At 70.1% G+C, this 22,905-nt stretch carries 23 protein-coding genes and 1 rRNA gene; 8 read left to right on the forward strand and 16 right to left on the reverse strand.

Features of this window, described 5'->3' with window-relative positions; genetic code table 11:
* The first annotated feature begins 159 nt into the window (after positions 1 to 159).
* Positions 160 to 276: ribosomal RNA gene (gene rrf, locus ACZ7MF_RS00005) — 5S ribosomal RNA — on the forward strand.
* A 64-nt stretch (positions 277 to 340) separates the two neighbouring features.
* On the opposite strand, the gene ACZ7MF_RS00010 is transcribed toward rrf, so the two are convergent.
* Positions 341 to 1,009 carry a response regulator gene (locus ACZ7MF_RS00010; protein WP_471473531.1) on the reverse strand — a complete coding sequence of 223 codons (669 nt, stop codon included), beginning with the start codon at positions 1,007 to 1,009 and terminating at the stop codon, positions 341 to 343.
* Complete coding sequence (locus ACZ7MF_RS00015; RefSeq protein ID WP_471473533.1) at positions 1,006 to 2,280, reverse strand: sensor histidine kinase; 1,275 nt, start codon at positions 2,278 to 2,280, stop codon at positions 1,006 to 1,008. Before ACZ7MF_RS00015 ends, ACZ7MF_RS00010 begins: the two co-directional genes overlap by 4 nt.
* 95 nt (positions 2,281 to 2,375) lie before the next feature.
* Here ACZ7MF_RS00015 and ACZ7MF_RS00020 point away from each other — a divergent pair, with 95 nt between their 5' ends.
* Positions 2,376 to 2,936: a GNAT family N-acetyltransferase gene (locus tag ACZ7MF_RS00020; protein WP_471473534.1), complete on the forward strand. Its 561-nt coding sequence runs from the start codon at positions 2,376 to 2,378 to the stop codon at positions 2,934 to 2,936.
* A 24-nt stretch (positions 2,937 to 2,960) separates the two neighbouring features.
* Here ACZ7MF_RS00020 and ACZ7MF_RS00025 read toward each other — a convergent pair whose 3' ends face one another.
* The 6 genes from ACZ7MF_RS00025 to ACZ7MF_RS00050 form a co-directional block, all read right to left on the reverse strand.
* Entirely contained in the window at positions 2,961 to 4,481 is a 1,521-nt protein-coding gene (locus ACZ7MF_RS00025) for a type IV secretory system conjugative DNA transfer family protein (protein ID WP_471473535.1), read from the reverse strand.
* Between the two features lie 57 nt (positions 4,482 to 4,538).
* Positions 4,539 to 5,954, reverse strand: a complete 1,416-nt coding sequence (locus ACZ7MF_RS00030; protein ID WP_356722057.1) for an ATP-binding protein — start codon at positions 5,952 to 5,954, stop codon at positions 4,539 to 4,541.
* Between the two features lie 12 nt (positions 5,955 to 5,966).
* Positions 5,967 to 7,526 (reverse strand): SCO6880 family protein, encoded by a 1,560-nt coding sequence (locus tag ACZ7MF_RS00035; protein WP_471473537.1) that lies wholly within the window; start codon positions 7,524 to 7,526, stop codon positions 5,967 to 5,969.
* Positions 7,523 to 8,854, reverse strand: a complete 1,332-nt coding sequence (locus tag ACZ7MF_RS00040; protein WP_471473538.1) for an energy-coupling factor transporter transmembrane component T family protein — start codon at positions 8,852 to 8,854, stop codon at positions 7,523 to 7,525. Before ACZ7MF_RS00040 ends, ACZ7MF_RS00035 begins: the two co-directional genes overlap by 4 nt.
* The gene (locus ACZ7MF_RS00045; RefSeq protein ID WP_471473540.1) at positions 8,844 to 9,647 is read right to left on the reverse strand and encodes a hypothetical protein; all 804 of its coding nucleotides are present in this window, start codon (positions 9,645 to 9,647) and stop codon (positions 8,844 to 8,846) included. Before ACZ7MF_RS00045 ends, ACZ7MF_RS00040 begins: the two co-directional genes overlap by 11 nt.
* 167 nt (positions 9,648 to 9,814) lie before the next feature.
* Positions 9,815 to 10,123, reverse strand: coding sequence for a membrane protein (locus ACZ7MF_RS00050; RefSeq protein ID WP_003974839.1), 309 nt, complete (start codon positions 10,121 to 10,123; stop codon positions 9,815 to 9,817).
* A 382-nt stretch (positions 10,124 to 10,505) separates the two neighbouring features.
* Between ACZ7MF_RS00050 and tgdA the strand changes: the two genes are divergently transcribed.
* Complete coding sequence (gene tgdA, locus ACZ7MF_RS00055) at positions 10,506 to 11,528, forward strand: transglycosylase TgdA (RefSeq protein WP_471473541.1); 1,023 nt, start codon at positions 10,506 to 10,508, stop codon at positions 11,526 to 11,528.
* Positions 11,529 to 11,734: 206 nt separating this feature from the next.
* Positions 11,735 to 12,451, forward strand: coding sequence for a phosphatase PAP2 family protein (locus ACZ7MF_RS00060; protein WP_471473543.1), 717 nt, complete (start codon positions 11,735 to 11,737; stop codon positions 12,449 to 12,451).
* A 3-nt stretch (positions 12,452 to 12,454) separates the two neighbouring features.
* Here ACZ7MF_RS00060 and ACZ7MF_RS00065 read toward each other — a convergent pair whose 3' ends face one another.
* Both ACZ7MF_RS00065 and ACZ7MF_RS00070 read right to left on the reverse strand, forming a co-directional pair.
* The gene (locus ACZ7MF_RS00065; protein WP_471473544.1) at positions 12,455 to 14,032 is read right to left on the reverse strand and encodes an FAD-binding oxidoreductase; all 1,578 of its coding nucleotides are present in this window, start codon (positions 14,030 to 14,032) and stop codon (positions 12,455 to 12,457) included.
* 251 nt (positions 14,033 to 14,283) lie between these two features.
* Positions 14,284 to 14,454: a hypothetical protein gene (locus ACZ7MF_RS00070; RefSeq protein ID WP_162832946.1), complete on the reverse strand. Its 171-nt coding sequence runs from the start codon at positions 14,452 to 14,454 to the stop codon at positions 14,284 to 14,286.
* A 90-nt stretch (positions 14,455 to 14,544) separates the two neighbouring features.
* Between ACZ7MF_RS00070 and ACZ7MF_RS00075 the strand changes: the two genes are divergently transcribed.
* Positions 14,545 to 15,450, forward strand: coding sequence for an SCO4651 family lipoprotein (locus ACZ7MF_RS00075; RefSeq protein WP_471475152.1), 906 nt, complete (start codon positions 14,545 to 14,547; stop codon positions 15,448 to 15,450).
* Positions 15,451 to 15,527: 77 nt separating this feature from the next.
* Positions 15,528 to 15,692 (forward strand): hypothetical protein, encoded by a 165-nt coding sequence (locus tag ACZ7MF_RS00080; RefSeq protein WP_007451049.1) that lies wholly within the window; start codon positions 15,528 to 15,530, stop codon positions 15,690 to 15,692.
* Here the strand turns inward: ACZ7MF_RS00080 and ACZ7MF_RS00085 are convergent.
* Positions 15,678 to 16,067 (reverse strand): metal-sensitive transcriptional regulator, encoded by a 390-nt coding sequence (locus tag ACZ7MF_RS00085; RefSeq protein ID WP_471473545.1) that lies wholly within the window; start codon positions 16,065 to 16,067, stop codon positions 15,678 to 15,680. The genes ACZ7MF_RS00080 and ACZ7MF_RS00085 overlap by 15 nt on opposite strands.
* A 207-nt stretch (positions 16,068 to 16,274) precedes the next feature.
* On the opposite strand from ACZ7MF_RS00085, the gene ACZ7MF_RS00090 reads away from it, so the two are divergent.
* Entirely contained in the window at positions 16,275 to 16,895 is a 621-nt protein-coding gene (locus ACZ7MF_RS00090; protein WP_003974832.1) for a DUF47 domain-containing protein, read from the forward strand.
* A 7-nt stretch (positions 16,896 to 16,902) separates the two neighbouring features.
* A complete protein-coding gene (pitH, locus tag ACZ7MF_RS00095; RefSeq protein ID WP_115743292.1) occupies positions 16,903 to 17,901 on the forward strand; it encodes a low-affinity phosphate transporter PitH in 999 nt (332 codons plus the stop codon).
* Positions 17,902 to 18,028: 127 nt separating this feature from the next.
* Here the strand turns inward: pitH and pstB are convergent, their stop codons facing one another.
* The 5 genes from pstB to ACZ7MF_RS00120 all read right to left on the reverse strand — a co-directional run bounded on the left by pstB (position 18,029) and on the right by ACZ7MF_RS00120 (position 22,877).
* Positions 18,029 to 18,805, reverse strand: a complete 777-nt coding sequence (gene pstB / locus ACZ7MF_RS00100) for a phosphate ABC transporter ATP-binding protein PstB (protein WP_328658193.1) — start codon at positions 18,803 to 18,805, stop codon at positions 18,029 to 18,031.
* A gap of 53 nt (positions 18,806 to 18,858) precedes the next feature.
* Complete coding sequence (gene pstA / locus ACZ7MF_RS00105) at positions 18,859 to 19,923, reverse strand: phosphate ABC transporter permease PstA (RefSeq protein ID WP_471473547.1); 1,065 nt, start codon at positions 19,921 to 19,923, stop codon at positions 18,859 to 18,861.
* Positions 19,920 to 20,930, reverse strand: a complete 1,011-nt coding sequence (gene pstC / locus ACZ7MF_RS00110) for a phosphate ABC transporter permease subunit PstC (RefSeq protein WP_471473549.1) — start codon at positions 20,928 to 20,930, stop codon at positions 19,920 to 19,922. The genes pstA and pstC overlap by 4 nt, the downstream gene beginning before the upstream one ends.
* Positions 20,931 to 21,099: 169 nt before the next feature.
* Positions 21,100 to 22,230, reverse strand: coding sequence for a phosphate ABC transporter substrate-binding protein PstS (gene pstS, locus ACZ7MF_RS00115; protein ID WP_356864719.1), 1,131 nt, complete (start codon positions 22,228 to 22,230; stop codon positions 21,100 to 21,102).
* 200 nt (positions 22,231 to 22,430) lie between these two features.
* Complete coding sequence (locus ACZ7MF_RS00120) at positions 22,431 to 22,877, reverse strand: NUDIX hydrolase (protein ID WP_471473550.1); 447 nt, start codon at positions 22,875 to 22,877, stop codon at positions 22,431 to 22,433.
* Positions 22,878 to 22,905 lie beyond the last annotated feature (28 nt).

The following is a 22,905-nucleotide window of genomic DNA, read 5'->3' on the forward strand; positions in this document are numbered from 1 at the left end:
GTTGATAGGCCGGATCTGGAAGCACCGTGAGGTGTGGAGGTGACCGGTACTAATAGGCCGAGGGCTTGTCCTCAGTTGCTCGCGTCCACTGTGTTGGTTCTGAAACCACGAACAATCAGACCGTGATGGTCACCCGGTTGATTGTCTGTTTCATAGTGTTTCGGTGGTCATAGCGTAGGGGAAACGCCCGGTTACATTTCGAACCCGGAAGCTAAGCCTTACAGCGCCGATGGTACTGCAGGGGGGACCCTGTGGGAGAGTAGGACGCCGCCGAACAATTATTGCTGGGAGACCCCGCACCGGGAACGGTGCGGGGTTTTCTGCGTTCTACCCCCGCCTTCTAGCCCACCAACTTTGTTTCATAGGCCAGGATGACCGCCTGGACGCGGTCCCTCGAGCCTGTCTTGGCCAGGATGCGGCCCACGTGTGTTTTCACCGTGGATTCGGCGAGGTGGAGGCGCTCGGCTATCTCCGTGTTGGTCCAGCCCTGGCCCATGACGCGCAGGATCTCGGTTTCGCGTTCGGTGAGTGGGGTCAGGCGGGGATCGGGGGATCCGGGTGCGTGGTCCGGTGTGCTGGTGGCCGGCAGGTGGTGGACGTACGCGTCGAGCAGACGGCGGGTCAGGCTCGGGGCGACCACCGCGTCGCCCGTGGCCACCGCGCGGATACCGGAGAGGAGTTCTTCCGGCTGGGCGTCCTTGACCAGGAAGCCGGAGGCGCCGGCACGCAGGCCTGAGTAGGCGTACTCGTCCAGGTCGAAGGTGGTGAGGATGAGGACGCGGCTGCGGCCGCCGACCGCGACGATGCGGCGGGTCGCCTCGATGCCGTCCAGGCCGGGCATGCGGACGTCCATGAGGACGACGTCGGGGTGGAGTTCGGCCGTCATCCGGGCCGCTTCGGCGCCGTTGGCCGCCTCGCCCACGACCGTCATGTCGTCCTGGCTCTCCAGGAGCATGCGGAAGCCGAAGCGCTGGAGGGGCTGGTCGTCGGCGATGAGGACGGTGGTCACTGCGGGGATTCCTCCGGTAGGTGCAGATGGACGCGCCAGCCCTGCTCCGGGGCCGGGCGCGGGCCGGCCTCAAGTGTGCCCCCGTACAGGGAGGTCCGTTCACGCATCCCCGGCAGGCCGCGGCCGCCGGAGAGGGTGGGGGAGGGGAGCGGGGCCGTCCGGCCGGTGTCGGTGACGGTGAGGGTGGCGGCGCCGCTCGCCGCGTAGGACAGCTCGATGTGGGCGGTGGCGTCGGGGCCGGCGTGTTTGAGGGTGTTGGTGAGGGCTTCCTGGATGACGCGGTAGAGCGTGAGCTGGCGGCCTTCGGGGAGGGCGGGCTCCCCTTTGACGGTCGTGCGGACGGGGAGGCCGGCCCGGCGTACGCCGTCGAGGAGGCGGTCGAGGTCGGCGAGGGCGGGCTGCGGGGCCAGTTCGGGTGCCGGGCCGGTGCCGTCCTGGTCGTCTTCGCGCAGGACGTCCAGGAGGCGGCGGAGTTCGCCGAGCGCCTGGCGGCTGGTGGTGCCGATGGCGTCGAGGGCCTGGGCGGCGCGGTCGGGGGACTTGGCGGCGGCGTAGCGGCCGCCGTCGGCGAGGCCGGTGATGACGGAGAGGTTGTGGCCGATGATGTCGTGCATCTCCCTGGCTATGCGGGCGCGTTCGGCGGCGGCGGCGAGCCTGACCTGCTGGTCGCGTTCGGTCTCCAGACGGCGGGCGCGGTCCTCCAGGGCCTCGGTGTAGTCGCGCCGGGTGCGCACGGTGATGCCGATGAGGGCGGCCACGCCGATGGCGACGAGCTGGGAGCCGAGCTGCTGGTTCCAGGAGCCCGCGCTGTCCCCGTAGCGGGCGACCGAGACACAGGTCGGCGCGGTCACCACGGCCACCGCCCACCAGAGGTTGCGCAGCGGCAGGCGCAGGGCGATGTGGTGGACGAGGAGGAGCTGGAGCAGGGCGGCCTGGAGGGCGGCGCCCGACCACGCGCTCACCAGCGCCGCGGGCAGCGTGAGGAGGAGGGCGCCCCGGGGATTGCTGCGGCGCCAGACGACGGGGACGGAGAGGGCGAGGCTGAGCACGACGACGAGGCCGACGGGGACGTCGGGGTCGTGGGCCACGCTGCGCCAGCCGTCGCCGGTTCCGTCGATCAGGGCGGCCAGGACCCAGAAGCCGGTGAGGTGAAGGTCCCACAGGAGCGGGTGGCGGTGGTCGAAGGCGCGGATCCGCCGGTTGACGCGCTGGACGTACTCGGTGAGGGGTTCGGCGGCTCGGTCTTCCGGCACCGGCTTCACGGGCTCCATCCGACCATGGTCGGGGGTCCGGGCGCGACGGGCGTCCGTCCGGGGGGCCGTATATGAGATGAGGGGCGTAGTACCCGGGTATTACGGTGGCCGGCATGAGTGCCTCGGTCCCCGGTGACTACGTGATCCGTTCCATACGCGCCGACGAGTGGCCCGCGGTGAAGGAGCTGCGGCTGCGTGCGCTGCGGGACCCGGTCGCGGATCTGGCGTACCTGGAAACGTACGAGGAAGCCGCCGCGCGGCCGGACTCCTTCTGGCAGGAGCGGGCGGCCGGAGGCGCCGAGGGGGCATCCGGGGCGCAGCAGCTCATTGCCGTGGGGCCCGGCGGGCTGTGGCTCGGCACGCTGACCGTGTTCGTGGAGGAGGCCGGGACGACGGACTGGGCCGGGTTCCCCGTGGAGCAGCGGCAGGGACATGTCGTGGGGGTGTTCGTACGGCCCGAGTGGCGCGGGAGTGGGCTGACCAAGGCACTGTTCGACGCCGGTCTCGAGTGGGCGTGGGCGAACGGCGTCGAGCGGATGCGGCTCATCGTGCATCCCGACAACGGGCGGGCCCAGAGGGCCTACCGGAAGGCGGGGTTCGCGCCGAGCGGGCGGACGGTGCCGCTGGAGGGCGGGCCCGGGGACCATGAGCTGGAGTACGTGCTCGAGCGCTGACCCGGCCTGGCGTCGTCCTTCGCGTCAGACGGGGAGTTCGTCGTGGGGCCAGCGGGCACGGCCCTGTTCGCGGGAGCGGAGCAGGGCCAGGGTCGGCATGCCCACGTCCGTGCCGTCGGCGAGCAGTTCCGGGAGCTGGGGCAGCGGGGCCACGGCCGCGACGTCGTCGAGGACGAGCGTCATTGGTGGGTCGAGGCGACCGGAGGATGACCGTTCGGCCATGCGCCGGCCGCGCTCGACCACGCTGGAGACGAGCGCCGTCAGCAGCGGCATCGCGCCCGGGCTCGTGCGGGGGTCCTCAATGGATTCACCCACCACGTAAAGGGTTCCCTGTTCGTGGACGAAGGAATCCAAGGCGAGGGCATCAGTTCGGTTGGGAGTGCACGCCTCGCGGATATTGACCGTGGAGAGCGCGGCGAGGGCCCGGGCGGTCAGCTGCTGGGCCATGTCCCGGCGCTCGGGGTGGGCGGTGAGGGACCCTTCGAGTTCGCCCGCGGAGCCGGGGGCGGCCTTGGGGTGGGTGCGCAGGATGCGGACGGCGTCCTGGACCTGGAGGCCCTGGGACCAGCGGTGGACGTGGCGGATGGTGCGGCCGTCGATGGCGGCGGCGTGGAGGTAGCTGCGCAGCAGCAGTTCGGCGGTGTCGCCGAGCGCCTGGTCGAGGCGGGCCGTGGGGCGGATGGGGGTGAGCAGGGCGGCGGCTCTGGCGGTGGCCGTCGGTCTGTCCTCGCAGCCCGCGGTGGGGGACCAGTGGACGCGGGCGGGGGTGTCGCAGAGGTGGTTCGGGTCGTAGAGGTGGGTGGGGCCGAGTTTGGCGCGGGCGTCCTTGGTCTCCGACCAGAGGGCGGGGTTGGAGGTGATGACGAGGGCGGCGCCTTCTGCGTCTCGCAGGGTGCCGGTTGCGGTCTCGTGGCGGCTTTCCCTGGGGCCGTAGTGCACCGCGCCCTCGGCGCGGTTTGTCTCCCACCCACCCAGCCGTTTGCCGTTGACCGCAGGCGCTGAGGGGTGGGCCTGCTGCGCCGGGGTCTGCGGAGCGTGCGTGGCGGGTGGGGCCTGTTGCGGGGCCCTCGGGGTGGGTACCTCGTGCACTGGTACGTCCTGGGCCTGGGACTCCTGGACCGGCGTCTCCGGCGTCTCCGGCGCTACCGGTGCCGGTGCCGGAGTCGGCTCCTCGCGTCGTCGCTGTCGTACCGCGCGCCATCGCGCCACCGTGCCCATCACGAACACCGTCAGCACCACCAGCACCATCAGCTGGCCGATGAACAGCCCCCAGAACAGCCCGTACCCGGACAGCGCTCCCTCCGGGGCGTCCGGCCAGGCGCCGGGGAGGTCGTGGGGCTCGGAGATGAGTTGGCGCATGGCCTGCGGGGTGCCGGTGAAGCTGACGCCGGCGGGCCAGGAGCCGTGGGCGAGCAGGGCGGACAGGCCGGTCGCCGTCCACACCAGCAGGGTCATGCCGAGGATGAAGGCCAGTATGCCGATCAGCAGGCCGTCGGGGATGCCGCCCTGGGCCGGCCGCTGGTCGCGGCGGTCGTCCGGTCTCATGCGTCCGGTGCCTCTCCGTCTCTCCTGCTCTCCTGCGTGGGGCCCCTGTCCGGCGTCCTACGCCACCGTCGATTCCGACGAGTCGCCGATGTGCTGCTCCATGAACGCCGCCGCCCGCTCCTCCGCCTCCAGCTCCGCGGCGCGCAGCGCGTCGTCGGTCAGGTGGTCGGTGGAGGACTCGGTCATCGCGCGGTCGGTGAAGACCAGGGGGCGTTCGGTCTCGGTGATCAGGTGTTTGACCACTTGGACGTTGCCGTTGACGTCCCACACCGCGATGCCGGGCGTGAGAGAGGGGATGATCTCCACCGCCCAGCGGGGCAGGCCGAGGACGCGTCCGGTGGCGCGTGCCTCGTCGGCCTTCTGGGCGTAGATGGTGCGGGTGGAGGCCATCTTGAGGATGGCCGCGGCCTCTCTGGCCGCCGCTCCGTCGACGACGTCGGACAAGTGGTGGACCACCGCCACGAAGGACAGGCCCAGTCGGCGCCCGAATTTCAGGAGCCGCTGGAACAGCTGCGCCACGAAGGGGCTGTTGATGATGTGCCAGGCCTCCTCGACCAGGAAGATGCGCTTCTTCCGGTCGGGGCGGATCCAGGTGTGCTCCAGCCAGACGCCCACGATGGCCATGAGGATGGGCATGGCGATGGAGTTGCGGTCGATGTGGGAGAGGTCGAAGACGATCAGCGGGGCGTCGAGGTCGATGCCGACGGTGGTCGGGCCGTCGAACATGCCGCGCAGGTCGCCGTCGACGAGCCGGTCGAGGACCAGCGCCACGTCCAGGCCCCAGGCCCGTACGTCGTCTATGGCGACGTTCATCGCCTCGGCGGACTCCGGCTCGGGGTGGCGGAGCCGCTCGACGATGTCGGTGAGCACCGGCTGGCGTTCGACGATGGTCTCGTTGACGTAGGCGTGCGCGACCTTGAGGGCGAAGCCGGAGCGCTCGTCCAGGCCGTGGCCCATCGCGACCTCGATGATCGTCCGGAGCAGCGCCAGCTGGCCGGTCGTCGTGATCGCCGGGTCGAGGGGGTTGAGCCGGATGCCGTGGTCCAGGGCGGCCATCGGGTCGAGGCGGATGGGGGTTATGCCCAGCTCCTCGGCGATGAGGTTCCACTCGCCGACGCCGTCCTCGCCCTGGGCGTCCAGGACGACGACCTGGCGGTCGCGGAAGCGCAGCTGGCGCAGGACGTACGTCTTCTCCAGGGCCGACTTGCCGTTGCCTGACTCGCCGAGGACCAGCCAGTGCGGGGCGGGGAGCTGCTGGCCGTAGAGCTGGAAGGGGTCGTAGATGTATCCCTTGCCGGAGTAGACCTCGCGGCCGATGATCACGCCGGAGTCGCCGAGGCCGGGGGCGGCCGTCGGCAGGTAGACGGCCTGGGCCTGGCCGGTGGACGTGCGGACGGGGAGGCGGGTCGTCTCCACCTTCCCGAAGAGGAAGGACGTGAAGGCGTCGGTGAGGACGGACAGCGGGTCCCGCATCAGGCTCAGCCCCTACCTTCGGATGCCGGTGGCGAACGGAAGAGTGTTCACGAAGGCGCGATGGTGCTCACGGTCGCACCACTCCAGTTTCAGGTACGACTTTCCGGCCGACGCTCTTATCGTCCGCTTGTCGCGGGCCAGGGCCTCGGGGGTGCGGGAGGAGACGGTGATGTAGCCGACCAGGTTGACGCCGGCCGCGCCGCTGGCGAGGTCCTCGCCGCGCTGGTCGAGGCGGCCGTGGGCGGCGATGTCGCGGGGGTCCACGGTGCGGTTCATCTTGGCGGCGCGGGACGCCTCGGCGTCGTCGTTCGTCTTCTCGGTGAGCATGCGCTCGATGGCGACCTCGGTGGGTTCGAGGTCCATCGTCACGGCGACCGTGCGGATCACGTCCGGGGTGTGGACGAGGAGGGGGGCCAGGAAGTTGACGCCCACCGGGGTCATCGGCCATTCCTTGACCCAGGCGGTGGCGTGGCACCAGGGGGCGCGGGTGGCGGACTCGCGCGTCTTGGCCTGGAGGTAGGTGGGCTCCATGGCGTCCAGCTCGGCCGGCCAGGCGTTGCGCTTGGTCATCGCCTGGATGTGGTCGATGGGGTGGTCCGGGTCGTACATGGCGTGGATCAGGGAGGCGAGCCGGCCCTGGCCCAGCGGCTGGCGCACGCGGATGTCGGCTTCCTGGAGGCGGGAGCAGATGTCGGTCAGCTCGCGCGCCATGACGACCGCGAGTCCGGCGTCCCGGTCCAGCTTGCGTCCGGTGTGCGGGCGGGCGGCGCGGGCCATGGTGTGCGCCTCGGCGGCCAGTTCGCGGTTGTAGTGCATGCAGGCGATGAGATAGGCGCGGTGCTGCTCGCTGCTGGTGGACACCATCGACTGGAGCTGCTCGTACGACTGCCGCAGCCACGGCGGTGACTTCTCGTCGCCGCGCTGGGAGACGTCCTTGGCGTGCGCGTCGGGGTCGGCCGGGAGGGTGCGGGCGAGCATCTGGATGCGGGTGACGAAGCCGTCGCCGTTGGCCACGTGCTTGAGCAGGGTGCCGAAGCGGTCGACGAGGGCTTCCTGGTCCTCGGAGTCGCGCAGGCCGACGCCGGGCCCCTCGATCTCGATGGCGGCCGTCACGGTCTTGCGGTCGGCGTGCAGCAGTACGGCGATCTCGTCGGGCCCGAAGGGCGCCGCCAGCCAGGAGATGCGGCCGATGCCGGGCGGCGGGCCGACCTCGATCTCGCGGCCGTCGATCCTGGTACCGGCCTCGATGGCGCCGGAGCGGTACGTGGTGCCCCGGCGGAGGGTGCGCTTGTAGCTGCGGTTGATCTCGAACCACCGGTAGAACGTCCGGTGGTTGTACGGCACGTAGACCGCCGCCAGGGCGAGCATCGGGAAGCCGGCGAGCAGCACGATGCGCAGGGTCAGGACGGGGACGAGGAGCCCGCACATCATGCCGAGGAACGCGCCCACGACGATCAGCGCGATCTCACCGGTCTCGCGATTGCGGCCGACGATCGCGTTCGGCCGGGCGCGGCCGATCAGATACGTACGGCGGGGCGTGACCGTATGGGACACGTGGGACTCGGTCGTCAACGCCCGTCACCTCCTGTGCTCTTGCTGTTGCGGGTGTTGCTGGCGTGCGGTGTGTTCACCGGGCTGCCGGAGCGCGGTGCGGGTGCGGCGGAGGGGACATTTCCGCCGCCGCCGTTCGAGGGGCGGGAGCTGTGCGCGGCGACTCCGCCGGAGGCGGGGTTCGAGGGGCGGGCGGCCGCGGAGGACGAGGACTGTCCGCCGCCGCTGTCGCCGTTGTTGCGGCTGCTGTGGGTTCTGATGCCCTGGGCGACCAGGTTCGCCGGGGAGCTGATCACGGCGGCTGCCTTGCCCTCGGCGCCCTGCATGATGCGGTTGTTGCGGCCGTTGGCGATCTCGTCGCCGAAGCCGGGGACGAAGCGGTAGATCATCGCCGAGGCGAAGATCGCGAGCAGGATGATGGCGAGGCCGGACACGATGGCGGCCACGGAGTCGGGGCCTTCTTCCGTGGTCAGCGCGCCGGCGAGGCCCAGCACGATCACGATCACGGGCTTCACCATGATCACGGCGATCATGATGCCGGCCCAGCGGCGGACGTGGCCCCACAGGTTCTTGTCGACCAGGCCGGCGTAGACGACGACACCGAGCAGGGCGCCGACGTAGAGCAGGACGGCGCGCAGGTACAGCTCCAGGTAGAGGACGCCCGCGGCGATGATCGACACGAACGACACCAGGATCAGCATGATCGGGCCGCCGCCGATGTCGTTGCCCTGCTTCAGCGCCTGGGAGAACGTGCCGAAGAACGTGTCCGTCTGGTCCCCGGTGCCCTTGGCCAGGACGTCGGTGACGGCGTCGGTGGCCGACACGACCGTGTACAGGATCAGCGGCGTGAAGGCCGACGCGAGGACGGTGAGCCAGAGGAACCCGACGGCCTCGGAGAGCGCGGTGGTGAGCGGGACGCCGCGGACGGCACGCTTGGCCACCGCGAGCATCCAGAGGATCAGGGTCAGGAACGCGGACGCCGCGAAGACGACGGCGTACTGCTTGAGGAACGTGTCGTTCGTGAAGTCGACGTCGGCGGTGTTCTTCACGGCGTCACTGAGCGTGTCGACGGTCCAGGCGGCGGCGTCGGCACAGCCCTTGGCGAGGGAGGAGAGGGGATCGAGGGTGGAGGGGAGCGTGTCGGGCGTGCCCCCGCCACCTCCCGAGCCGCCGCCGTCGCCTCGTTCGCAGTAGTCCTTGGCGGGGCCGCGGATGAGATCGCAGGGGTCCTCGGTGTCCGTGGGGGCCGGTGTAGGGGCGGCGAACGCCCGGGTGGCCAGCAGAATGGCCGAGGCCTGTACTGCTGCGACAGCGGCCGAGACCTTGAGGACGCGGTGGTTAGCGCGCATACGTGAGCCCTCCGTATTCCTCCACGGCCTTCGTCATGTCGTCGGCCGTGGAGGCCCGCTGATCGCGCCCGATGGGCACCGGTCCGTCCTTCTGCTGGAAGTCGGTGACCTTCCAGTCGCCATTGGTCCAAGTCAGCTGGTACGTGGTGGTGTACCAGCTCTCGGTCACGGGGTTGGTCGAGTTGCCACCCGAGAGTCCGAAGAGCGAGGTGTACCAGACCTCGACGGTCGCTTCCTCGGCGCTGGACTTCGTGGCCTTGGTGCCCACCGGGATAACCCGGGAGACGAACGTCTGACCAGCCGGTGCCTTGCCGTTCTTGTCCAGGCCGATATTGGCCAGGAACTTCGCGCTGGAGTACGCGCCGTCCAGGTCCGTCTGTCGGGCGGCGGCGACGGCGGGGGCGTAGACGGAACTCACGATCTCGTGCCGTCTCGCCTTGTCGAACATCCCGTCAGAACCCAGCGCCACCGCGTAGTTCGCCGCCGCGCTCTGCGCCCCCTGGGCGTCATGGGCGAAGCCCGACTGGACCGGACGGGTCCCCGAAGGCGCCGTCGCCGAGGTCTTCGGCTTGTCTCCGGCCCCGCCCTCCCCCGACGCGGAATCGTCTCCTCCACGGTTCGCGAAGGCGATCGCGGCGATGAGGAGGACGACGACGCCGACCACGGTGACCAGGCTGCGCGAGGAGGAGCGGCCGCCGCGTCGGGGGCCGCCTTCGTCCTCGGGCAGCCGGAGCCGCGTCTGACCGGCGCCGCCGTAATCGCCGGACGACTGGTGATCGTCTCCGAGACTCATGCCGCGTACGCCCCCTCGACGTCGGGTCGGCCGTGTACGTACGACGGTAGCCGTGCTGGGTCCCGCTCGGGCGCGGTGTTATGACTCGACATCAGGGAAACGCAACCTCAGCCGGTTGGCACGACGGGCGGGTGGGATGGAGGGGGAGGAACGGTTGCGTGCCGGGGCTACACGGCCATCCCGTACACGATGGTGAAGAGCGTGCCGAGCGAGCCGATGATGAACACGCCCGTCAGCCCGGCGATGATGAGGCCCTTGCCCTGCTCGGCGCTGAAGGTGTCCCTCAGGGCCGTGGCACCGATGCGCTGCTTGGCGGCGCCCCAGATGGCGATGCCGAGGCAGAGCAGGATGGCGACGGCCATGACGACCTGGACCATCGTCTTCGCCTCGGTCCCCAGCGCACCGAAGGGGCCCCAGTCCGGAGCGATCCCCCCGATGATGGTGTTGATGTCTCCCTCGTCGGCCGCAAAGAGCATGTAAGTCACCGCCCCTGTTGGGTAGTTCCGCGCCCTCTGCGGACATGCAGAGGTCAAGCCTCATTGTCGCCGACAATGGCACCGTCGCATGTCGACTTGGCGTCATTGATTGGCGGGTTTCGTACGAATAGCTTGCCACCGGTCCGCGCCGGGTCCTTGCCGGGTGGTGCGGATCGGTGCATGAAGAGTCGTATGGTCACTCTGTGTATCACGTACGGTTACGCCGGGCAATGATGCGGGGCGCAACCTGTCGCGTGGTTGCGTCGTTGGACCCCTCTGGGGTGTTCGCGGCCGTGGGGGCGGTCGAGGTGGACGGTGCCGAGGTGAGGTGCCGTCAGGTCGGTCGCGACATGGCCGGGAAACGTCACTGAACGGTACGGCCATGGGGGATGGTTGGACCATGCGCAAGATGTGGGTCGGTGCCGGTGTCGCGGTCGCCCTGGGGATGGGCTTCGTGATGCTGCTCGTCGTGGGTGTCTACCTCGTCGCCGGGAACCTGGCCGGCGGCGGTGCGGGCGGCGGGGCCAAGAAGCTCGCCAAGGGGAGTGTGCCCGCGGTGTACCAGCCGATCGTGCAGAAGTGGGGCAATCTCTGCCCGGCCATCAACCCCGCGCTGCTCGCCGCCCAGTTGTACCAGGAGAGCGGGTTCGACCCGAAGGCCCAGAGCGCGGCGACGGCGCAGGGGATAGCGCAGTTCATCCCCGGGACGTGGGCCGTGCACGGTGTCGACGGCGACGGGGACGGCGACCGGGACGTGTGGGATCCGGAGGACGCGATTCCGTCGGCTGCTTCGTACGACTGCTCTCTCGCCTCCTACGTGAAGAGCGTGCCCGGTAATCCGACCGAGAACATGCTGGCCTCCTACAACGCGGGTCCCGACGCGGTGATCAGGTATCAGGGCGTGCCCCCGTACGAGGAGACCAGGAACTACGTCAAGACCATCACCACGCTGGAGAAGAGCTTCGCGGCGCCCACCACGCGGGTCGATCCGTCCGAGCAGGCCGCCGGTGCCATCGCCTACGCGCAGAAGAAGCTCGGGACGCTGTATCTGTGGGGTGGGAACGGCACGCCCGAGCAGGGCGGGCGGTTCGACTGTTCGGGGCTGACCAAGGCGGCGTACGAGAGTGTGGGGATCAAGCTGCCGCGGGTCGCCAACGACCAGTACAACGCGGGGCCCCATCCGGGGCGGGACGAACTGCTGCCGGGGGACCTGGTGTTCTTCTCGGACGACCTCACCAACTCGCGGGCCATCCGGCACGTGGGGATCTACGTGGGCGGCGGGTACATGATCGACGCGCCGCGGACGGGGGCCGTGATCCGGTTCGACCCGATCGACACCCCCGACTATTTCGGGGCCACCCGGGTGACCGAGGATGGCGCGAAAGCGCTGCCCACCAGAGTGTGAATGGGAGGGTGTGAACCCAGCGTGAAACCCTGCCCTGAGCTGCGACGACGTGTCTCTCTTCGATAACGTCTGCGTGATCATTCAGTGGAGTGTGGAACGTATCAACGGGGACCGTGCGTTCCTGTTGACGTACAGCTGACCACGGGGGTGGCAGAAGAGGCGTGCGCTCGGCGCGCCGGAGGACATGACGAAGGGGCCGCAGCACCATGGCTGGACTCGCCGAATCCGGGTCGAACCCCGACGTCGAGCTGCTCTACGACATCAACGGCCTGGCCAAGGACGCGCCGCACTGGTTCGACCGGGTCATGGAGTTCGTCGGTGAGTACGGACTGCTGTTCGCGATCGTGCTGCTGGTGCTGTGGTGCTGGTGGGGTGTGCGGCGGCGGGGCGGCGAGGACGCGGCCCCGAACGTGGCGGCCCTGGTGTGGGCGCCGCTCGCGGCCGGGGTCGCGGTCCTGGTCAACGTGCCGATACGGGGTTTCGTGGAGCGGCCCCGCCCCTTCAAGTCCCATGAGGGTCTCGAAGTACTCGTGGAGGGGAAGAACGACTTCTCGTTCGTGAGCGACCACGCCACGCTCTGCATGGCCCTGGCGGTCGGACTGTTCGTCGCCAACCGGAAGTTCGGGATCGCCGCGATCGTGCTGGCGCTGTTCGGCGGCTTCGCCCGGGTCTACATGGGTGTCCACTACCCGACCGACGTCGTGGGCGGCTTCGCCCTCGGTACGGCGGTCGCGCTGCTGCTGTCGCCGGTGGCGATGGCCCTGCTGACGCCGCTGACCCGGGCCGTCGAGCGCTCGCCCCGGGTGGGGTGGCTGATCAGCGCGCGAGGCCGGGCCGGTGCCGCCGGAGACGGTGCCGTGATCCCCGGGGCGCGCAAGGAGAGTGCCTCCGAGGCGTCGGGCGAGCGGGACCTCGCCGCCTGACGCTCACAGCGCCTGCGGGTAGGTGAAGACGCGGTCCGGGTCGTACTGGTGCTTCAGTCGCGCCAGGCGCGGGGCCGCGTCTCCGTAGTAGGCCTTCCGCCAGTCCTTCAGGGCCGGGTCCGTGTAGTTCTGGTAGGCCGCCCCCGAGGCGTACGGGCGCATCGCGTCATGGGCGGAATCCAGCCAGGACCGGGCCGCCTCGCCGCTCGTACCCGGACGCCACGACACGAGGTACTGGGCCAGCATCCGGGAGCGCCGGTGCACGAACGCGGTGGCCGTGGGCGAGACGCGGTTCACCGCTCCGCCGAGCGCCGTGAACGCGATGCTGCCGGCGCCGCCGCGCACCGGGGTGAGCCGGGAGAGCAGGGCCTTGACGCCGGCCGCCGGGAGCGAGCGGTCGAAGAAGTCCGAGCGGGCCGCGTACGTCTCGCGGCCGAGTGAGCCCTGGGGCGAGTGGCCGGGGGCGGAGCCCGGGAGGTGGCAGCGGGCGTCGGTCGAGAAGGACGAGCAGCCCGCGTACATCTCCATCGACTCCTCGTACGTACGGCGCTTGAGGGAGACGTGGCTCGCGGAGGCGCCGATGCGGTCGGCGAGACGGTCCACGGCGTTCTGGAGTTCGCCGTGGGTGCCGAGGGAGAAGGCGGCGACCGAGACGGTGGGGGTGCGGCCGGGGGCGGCGGCCAGGTGGAGGGAGGACCAGATCTCGTCGGGCTGGTCCGGGCCCCACTCCTGCCAGGCGCGGACCACCGCGGCCGCCTTTCGCCAGGGCCAGGACAGGTACGCGGACACCGCCCGGGGTGCGGGGTGGGTGCGGAAGTGGAACTCCGTGACGATGCCGAAGTTGCCGTTGCCCGCGCCGCGCAGGGCCCAGAAGAGGTCCTTGTGCTCGCCTGCCGCGTCGGCGGTGATCTCCTTGCCGTCGGCCGTGATCAGGGTGGCCCGGGTGAGGCTGTCGCAGGTCAGGCCGTAGGCGCGGGAGACGACGCCGTGGCCGCCGCCGAGGGTGAGGCCGGAGATGCCAACGGTGGGGCAGGAGCCGGCCGGGACGGTGACTCCCTTCGCGGCGAGGGCGCGGTAGACGTCGATCAGTTTGGCGCCGGCGCCGACGACCGTCTCGCCGGCGGAGGCGCGGACGCGGTTGAGTTTCGAGACGTCGATGATCAGGCGGCCGTTGCCGGAGGACCAGCCGGCGTAGGAGTGGCCGCCGTTGCGGATCGCCACGGGGATGTGGTGGGCGCGGGCGTAGGAGAGGGCGGTGCGGATGTCGTCGGGGTGGGCGGCGTAGGCGACGGCGGTGGGTTCGAGGGTGTCGAAGCGGGTGTTGTAGAGCTGGTGGGCCGTTTTCCAGGTGGGGTCGCCGGGGCGGATCAGTGGGCCGTCCAGGGACTTGGCAAGGGCGGTCCAGGTGGCGGGGGCCTTGGAGGTGGGGGTGGTGCTGCCGGCGGGGGTGAGTGCGGTGCGGGTTCCGGTCGCGGTGCCTTTGGCGTCGGTGTCGGGGGGCCGGTCCTTGCCCGTGCAGGCGGCTGTGGTTGCCGCCAGGGCGGTGGCCGTGGTGGTGGTGAGGAATGTGCGCCGGTGCATGTCGCCTCCGCGTCCCGTGGGGGGTCTTGGAGGGAGACGGGGGTGTGGGGGGTCGGGGTTCCCGGGGTGCGGTGGGTGTACAGGTGTACGGCGTTGGGGACGTCGCGGGGGTGGGGGCGCTGACCGGCGCTGGGCGGGTGCCGCTGCGCCCACCCGTGCCGCCTGGGGGTACCTCCCAGGCCGTTCAGGCACTGGGGGAGGCACGACTGCCCGCAGCTACGGGGGGCACGACTGCCCGCAGCTACCGGGGGCTACGTCAGGGTGTGGGTCTTGGCGTCGGTGCGGGCCTGGCTTCTGGCTCTTCGGGCCGGGCCGCGCCAGCCGCAGGTGCAGCGGGCCAGGCAGAAGGGGCCTTGTTCGACCGTTGTCGTGAGGTGTTCCGGGGCGTCCCCGGGGGCTTCGAGACCGTCCTGCTGCGCCACGCCCACAACGTTACCGGGGTTGCCTGCCCCTCGTTAAGCGGGACGGCAGGGGGTCCGGAACGGGCGTACGGCTTGGGATAGCGGGTGGCGATGGTCGGGCGGGAGCGGGAGCGGGAGCGGGAACTGCGGAGTGGGAGGGCGGGCGGTGGCCTCGCCCTGGCCGGCGGTGCGGTCTGCGTCTGTCTGGCCGTCGCCGGGTGTTCCGGTTCCGGGCAGGAGGCCTCCGTCCAGGGAGCGGGCGGCGGCGATCCGGTCGCCGTACTGCACCGCGCCGCCGACCGGCTGGTGGCCGCCGGGAGCGCCAAGGCGCGTACCGCGATGCAGATGGCCAGCGGCGGAACGCGGGTGACCATCCGGGGCGAGGGCGTGTACGACTTCGAGGAGCGGCTCGGGCAGCTGAAGGTGCGGCTGCCGCAGGATCCGGCGGGGACGAGTGAGCACCGGCCGATCACCGAGCTGCTCGCTCCGGGGGCCCTGTTCATGAAGAACCGGGGCGCCGGTGTCCCCGACGACAAGTGGGTGCGGGTCGAGACCGACTCGCTGTCCGACGGGAACCTGGTGACCGGCGGGGCGACGGATCCGTTCGCCGCCGCCGAGGTGCTGCGGGGGACGCGGACGGCGACGTACGTGGGACGCACCGAGCTGGCCGGGACCGAGGTGCGGCACTACCGGGGGACGGCCGATCTCGCGCGTGCGGCGCGCGGTGCCTCGGAGGGCAACAGGAAGGCGCTGGCCGCGGCGGCCGAGGGGTTCGCCACCGCCGAGGTGCCGTTCGACGCCTACCTCGACGACGAGGGCCGTATCCGCAAGGTCCGGCACCGCTTCAGCTTCTCCAACGGGCAGGAGGGCGGCACCGGCATCGTGGACGTCGCCTCGACGACGCTGCTCTACGATTTCGGCGCCGCCGTGCGCGTACGGTTGCCCGAGGACCGGGACATCTACGCCGGCAAGATCGCCGCCGAGCCCGGTGAACGGGGCGTGGACGGCAAGAACTAGCCCTTCCGTGCCATGCGCGGTGCGTAGGCCGCTCCCTACTCTAGGAAGTCGGTGACGGCAGAGACGAGGTGACGCGTGTGGCTCCGGTCGGCGGTACGGCGGTTCAGGACCACGTGGCCCTCGCCGAGATCGAGCTGTGCGGCGAGCTGATCATCGCGGCGTCGGCCGCCCGGGAGCGGCTCAGCCTGGAGAGCATCGACGAGGTGCTGCGCGTGGCCGAGGAGCGCTCACGTGCGCAGTAGCCTGCCGATGGCCTTCGTCGCCTCTTCCACCTTCGCGTCGATCTCGGTGCCGCCCTTGAGGGCCGCGTCGGCGACGCAGTGGCGCAGGTGCTCCTCCAGCAGTTGCAGCGCGAAGGACTGCAGGGCCTTCGTGGAGGCGGAGACCTGGGTCAGTATGTCGATGCAGTAGACGTCCTCGTCGACCATCCGCTGCAGGCCGCGGATCTGGCCCTCGATGCGGCGCAGGCGTTTGAGGTGCTCGTCCTTCTGTTTGTGGTACCCGTGCACGCCGCGGTCGTGGTCGGTCACGATGTCCGTGCCGTCCGTCTCCACCTGGTCCACCGCCGGGTTCACGGCGGAGGAGGGCGCACCCGCGCCGGCCTCGGTGGTCGTCATCGCGTCCTCCCATAGCGGACATATACCCCTGGTGGGTATATGGTAACGAACTTTCCCGGGTAGGGGGCCCTTGCCGGAACGCCCGGTGTCGCCCCCCTGCTCATCACTCTGCCTGATGGGCGACACTGGGGGACGGCCCGTTAGCAGTGGCCGGATGATGCGCCTAGCATCAGCCTGACCGAAACCCATGCACCCCGAGGACCCCACGTGCGCTTTCGTCTGACCCCCAGGGAGACGAGCTTCTACGACATGTTCGCCGCCTCCGCGGACAACATCGTCACGGGCTCCAAGCTCCTGATGGAACTGCTCGGGGCGGACGCATCCGCCCGGGCCGAGATCGCAGAGCGTATGCGGGCCGCCGAACACGCGGGTGACGACGCCACGCACGCGATCTTCCACCAGCTGAACTCCTCGTTCATCACGCCCTTCGACCGCGAGGACATCTACAACCTCGCCTCCTCCCTCGACGACATCATGGACTTCATGGAGGAGGCCGTCGACCTGGTCGTCCTCTACAACGTCGAGGAACTGCCCAAGGGCGTCGAGCAGCAGATCGAGGTGCTGGCGCGGGCCGCCGAGCTGACCGCCGAGGCCATGCCGAACCTGCGCACCATGGACAACCTCACCGAGTACTGGATCGAGGTCAACCGCCTGGAGAACCAGGCCGACCAGATCCACCGCAAGCTGCTCGCCCACCTCTTCAACGGCAAGTACGAGGCCATCGAGGTGCTGAAGCTGAAGCAGATCGTGGACGTGCTGGAGGAAGCGGCCGACGCGTTCGAGCACGTGGCGAACACGGTGGAGACCATCGCCGTCAAGGAGTCCTGAGCCGTTCATGGACACCTTTGCTCTGGTCGTGACCATCGGGGTCGCGCTCTTCTTCACCTACACCAACGGCTTCCACGACTCGGCCAACGCGATCGCCACCTCCGTGTCGACGCGCGCGCTGACGCCGCGGGCGGCGCTCGCCATGGCCGCGGTCATGAACCTGGCCGGCGCGTTCATGGGATCCGGGGTCGCCAAGACCGTCAGTGAGGGGGTCATCGAGACCCCCGAGGGTTCGAAGGGGATGGGGATCCTCTTCGCGGCGCTCGTGGGCGCCATCGTCTGGAACCTCATCACCTGGTACTTCGGACTGCCCTCGTCCTCCTCGCACGCGCTGTTCGGCGGCATGGTCGGCGCGGCGCTGGCCGGCAGCACGACCGTGTACTGGCACGGGGTCGTCGACAAGATCGTCATCCCCATGTTCGTGTCGCCGGTGATCGGTCTGCTCGCCGGTTACCTGGTGATGACCGCGATCATGTGGATCTTCCGGCGGGCCAACCCGCACAAGGCCAAGCGCGGCTTCCGCATCGCGCAGACCGTGTCGGCGGCGGGCATGGCGCTGGGGCACGGCCTGCAGGACGCGCAGAAGACGATGGGCATCGTGGTGATGGCACTGGTCATCGCCGACGTCGAGGACTACGGCGACCCGATCCCGGTGTGGGTGAAGCTCGCCTGCGCGCTGATGCTGTCCGCGGGCACGTACGCCGGTGGCTGGCGGATCATGCGGACGCTCGGCCGGAAGATCATCGAACTGGATCCGCCGCAGGGATTCGCCGCGGAGACGACGGGCGCCTCGATCATGTTCGGGTCGGCGTTCATCTTCCACGCGCCGATCTCCACGACGCACGTGATCACCTCGGCGATCATGGGTGTGGGAGCGACGAAGCGGGTCAACGCCGTGCGCTGGGGGGTCGCGAAGAACATCATCATGGGGTGGTTCATCACGATGCCCGCCGCCGCGGCGGTGGCCGCGGTGTCGTTCTGGATCGTGAACCTGGCGGTTCTGTAGCGCGTTTCTGCAGCACGCGCCGCAGTACGGCGATGGGCCCGCCCCCGGTTTCGGGGGCGGGCCCTTGTGCTCCTCGCGGTGGCACCGCCATGCAGCACCGCGAGGGGTTCGGTGGGGCGGGGCCGGTCTAGCCGAAGCGGCCGGAGATGTAGTCCTCCGTGGCCTGGACCGACGGGTTGGAGAAGATCCGCTCCGTCTCGTCGATCTCGATCAGCTTGCCGGGCTGGCCGACCGCCGCCAGGTTGAAGAACGCCGTACGGTCCGAGACGCGCGCCGCCTGCTGCATGTTGTGCGTCACGATGACGATCGTGAAGCGCTCCTTCAGCTCGCCGATCAGGTCCTCGATCGCCAGGGTGGAGATCGGGTCGAGGGCGGAGCAGGGCTCGTCCATGAGCAGGACGTTCGGCTCGACCGCGATCGCCCGCGCGATGCACAGGCGCTGCTGCTGGCCGCCGGAGAGGCCGGAGCCGGGCTTGTTCAGGCGGTCCTTGACCTCGTTCCAGAGGTTGGCGCCGCGCAGGGACTTCTCGACGACGTCGTCCAGCTGGGACTTCTTGTACTTGCCGTTCAGGCGCAGGCCTGCCGCCACGTTGTCGTAGACCGACATAGTGGGGAACGGGTTCGGGCGCTGGAAGACCATGCCGACCTCGCGGCGCACGGCCACCGGGTCGATGCCCGCGCCGTAGAGGTTCTCGTCGTCGAGCATCACCTTGCCGTCGACGCGGCCGCCCGGGGTGACCTCGTGCATGCGGTTGAGCGTGCGCAGGAAGGTGGACTTGCCGCAGCCGGAGGGGCCGATGAAGGCCGTCACGGAGCGGGGCTCGACGGTCATCGAGATGTCCTCGATGGCCAGGAAGGAGCTGTAGTAGGCGTTGAGGCCGCTGACATCTATGCGCTTGGCCATGGGTATCACTGCTTCTTTCGGTCCGAGTCGCTGACTGTTCTGCGTCGGTCGCGTCAGCGACCCGTCTTCGGGGCCTTCCAGCGGGCGATGCCGCGGGCCGCGAGGTTGAGGATCATGATGAAGGCGATCAGCGTCAGGGCCGCCGCCCAGGCACGGTCGTAGGCCGCGTCGGAGCCCGCGCCGTACTGCAGGTAGATGTACATGGGCAGCGACTCCTGCGGGTCCTGGAAGGGATTCGCGTTGATGAAGTCGGTGCCCCAGACCAGCAGCAGCACGGGGGCCGTCTCGCCGGTGATGCGGGCGACGGCCAGCATGACGCCGGTGACGATGCCGCCGATCGACGTCGGCAGGACCACCTTGAGGATCGTGCGCCACTTCGGCACGCCCAGGGCGAGGGACGCCTCGCGCAGCTCGTTCGGGACGAGCTTGAGCATCTCCTCGGTGGAGCGGACGACCACGGGGATCATCAGGATGCACAGGGCGAACGAGCCGGCCACGCCGGACGGCCCCATGTCCAGGATCAGCACCCACAGGCTGAGCACGAACAGGCCCGCGACGATCGACGGGATGCCCGTCATGACGTCCACGAAGAAGGTGACGGCCTTGGCGAGCCGCCCGCGGCCGTACTCGACCAGGTAGATCGCGGTGAGCACACCGATCGGCACGGAGAACAGCGTGGCGAGGCCGACCTGCTCCAGGGTGCCGAGGATGGCGTGGTAGATGCCGCCGCCGGGCTCGCTGTCGCCGACCACGCCCATCGAGTGGGTCAGGAAGTAGCCGTCGAGGACCTTCACGCCCTGCTTCACGGTCTCCCAGATCAGGGAGATCAGCGGGATCAGCGCCAGCAGGAAGGCGACCCAGACCATGCTGGTCGCGACCCGGTCCTTGGCCTGCCGGCCGCCCTCGACGCTCGCCGAGATGCCGTACGAACCGGCGACGAAGAGGACCGCGGCGATCAGGGCCCACTGGATGCTGCTGTTCAGCCCGGCGACGGTGCTGATGCCGAGGCCCAGGAGGACCGAGCCGGCCGCGACCGCCCACGGGAACCACCTGGGCAGGGTGGCGGCGCGCAGGGAGCTGCGGTTCTTGGGGGCGGGGGTCAGGGTTGCGTGGCTCATGCGTTGGCCCCCGAGTACTCCTTGCGGCGGGCGATGATCATGCGGGCGCCGCCGTTGACCAGCAGGGTGATGACGAACAGGACCAGACCGGAGGCGATCAGGGCGTCGCGGCCCATCTGGGTGGCCTCGTTGAACTTGCTGGCGATGTTCTGGGCGAAGGTGCCGCCGCCCGGGTCGAGCAGGCTCGGGGTGATGTCGAAGGTCGGGGAGAGCACCATGGCCACGGCCATCGTCTCGCCGAGCGCGCGCCCGAGGCCGAGCATCGAGGCGGAGATGACGCCGGAGCGGCCGAAGGGCAGCACCGACATCCGGATGACCTCCCAGCGCGTGGCGCCGAGGGCCAGGGCGGCCTCCTCGTGCATGCGCGGGACCTGCCGGAAGACCTCACGGCTGACGTTGGTGATGATCGGCAGGATCATGATCGCCAGCAGGATGCCCACGGTGAGCAGCGAGCGTCCCGCGCCGCCGTTCCACTCGAAGATCCCGGTCCAGCCGAGGTACTCGTCGAGCCAGCCGTAGAGGCCGTTCAGGTGCGGCACCAGGACGAGCGCGCCCCACAGGCCGTAGACGATCGAGGGCACGGCGGCGAGCAGGTCGATCACGTAGCCGATCAGGCCGCCGAGCTTGCGCGGCGCGTAGTGCGTGATGAACAGCGCGATGCCGACCGAGACCGGGACGGCGATGGCCATGGCGATGATCGACGACACGACGGTGCCGTAGGCCAGGACCGCGATGCCGAACTCCGGCGGGCTGCCGGTCGGGTTCCATTCGAAGCTGGTGAAGAAGTTCGCCTCGTCGTCGCCGATGGCGAGGACGGCGCGGTAGGTGAGGAAGGCCGCGATGGCGGCCATGATGACCAGCACGAGGATGCCGGACCCGCGGGAGAGCCCGACGAAGATCCGGTCGCCGGGGCGGGTGACGCCGCGGCCTGCGCGCGTGTCCTTGGCGGCGGGCGGCTGGGGTGTGGGGGAGGGGGCTGGCTTCTGGGTGTCCGTTGTTATGTCCATCGGGTTCTCCGGTCTGCGGAGCCGCCGTGGTCGGCGGCTCGGGCGGAGCCCCGGTCAAGGGCTCCTGGCGGCGGTGCACCGGACGGTGCGGTCCGGCCCCCGGCGGGGACGCCGGCGGTCCCGGGAGGGGACGCCGTCGGCTCCGCGTGGGGACCGGACCGCACTCGGGTCAGCTCAGGCCCGAGACGGTCTCGCGGACCTTGGTGATGATCTCGGTGGGCATCGGGGCGTAGCCGGCGTCCGCCAGCAGGCCCTGGCCGTCCTCCGAGGCCATGTAGTTCAGGAAGGACTTGGTGGCGGGCAGGGTGTCCGCCTTGTTGCCCTTGTCGCAGGCGATCTCGTACGTCACGAGGACCAGCGGGTAGGCGCCGGCGGCGTCCGGGGTGTAGTCCAGCTCCAGCGCCAGGTCCTTGCCGGTGCCGACGACCTTGGCCGCGCCGATGGCGGCGGTGGCGTTCTCGACGGTGGCCTTGACCGGCTCGGCGGCCGCGGTCTTGACGTCGACGGTCTTGATGCCGTCCTTGGCGTAGGACAGCTCGAAGTACGAGATGGCGCCGGGGGTCTGCTTCACCTGGCCGGCCAGGCCGGAGGAGCCCTGCGCGGACTGGCCGCCCTTGGCCTCCCAGGACTTGCCGCCCTCGTACTTCCAGTCGGCGGGCGCGGCGGCCTTCAGGTACTTGGTGAAGTTGTCCGTGGTGCCGGACTCGTCCGAGCGGTGGAAGGCCTGGATCTTCAGGTCGGGCAGCTTGGCGTCGGGGTTGAGCTTCTTGATCGCCTCGTCGTTCCAGTTGGTGATCTTGCTGTCGAAGATCTTCGCCATGGTCGGCGCGTCCAGGACGAGCGAGTCGACGCCGGTGACGTTGAAGCCGACCGCGATGGGGCCGCCGACCATCGGCAGGTCGATGGCCTGGCCGTCCTTGCAGACCTTCTTCGAGGCCTCGATCTCGTCGGGCTTCAGCGCGGAGTCCGAACCGGCGAACGCGGTCTGGCCCTGCGTGAAGGCGGTGATGCCCGCGCCCGAGCCGGTGGGGTTGTAGTTGATCTGCACGCCGTTGCAGGCCGCGACGTACTGCTTGACCCAGGCGTCGATGGCGTTCTTCTGGGCGGACGAGCCGGAGGCCTGGAGCTGGCCCTTGGCGTCGTCGCACTTGATGTTGCTGTTGGCGGCGGCGGAGCTGGAGTCGCCCCCGTTGCTGTTGCCGCCGGTGTCGTCGGAGCCGCACGCCGTGAGGGCCAGGGCGCCGGAGACGGCGAGAGCACCGAGAGCGAGGGCCCGCCGGTTCATGCGCTGAAGCTTCACTTGAGGGAGTTCCTTCCAGGAGCCGCCGTCCTGAATTCGGCGGCGTGCGAGGAGTGGTAAGGCCGAAATTAGGCAGATGAGATGAAGGCGTCGAAGGGCGTAAATGAACGCCGGGTGAACCCCTGTGGACGGTGCGGTGAGGTCACGGAACGCTTACGTCAAGGACACGGGAGGGTTCCGGGGTGCGGGCCGGGGGCCGGTCAGTGGCCGTTGCCGTCGGGGCGCGTCGCCAGCAGCGCGTCGACGAGGTCGCGGTCCCGGGGCTCGGTGAGGCGGGTACGGGCCGCGTCCGGGGCCAGCCACAGGATGCGGTCGACCTCGTCGGAGGGGGCGAAGGCACCGGCGCCCGCCGCCGCGGCCCAGTAGCGGACCTCCTTGGGGCGGCCGTTCGCGAGGTAGCGCACGGTGGGCAGCTCGGTGTCCGGCTCGGCGGCGTACCCGGTCTCCTCGGCGACCTCGCGCAGGGCACCCGCGAGCGGGTCCTCACCGGGCTTGAGCTTGCCCTTCGGGTGGGACCAGTCGTCGTACTTCGGGCGGTGCACGAGGCACAGCTCCAGGCCGGGGCCGGGGGACGCGGTCGAGGGCGCGGAGCGCCACAGGACGCAGCCGGCCGCGCGGACCGTGGTGTCGTCGTCTGCGAGGCTCACGGCGCGTACGCCTCCCGTCGTCCTGCGT

The organism is Streptomyces sp. NPDC111628, from assembly GCF_055635195.1.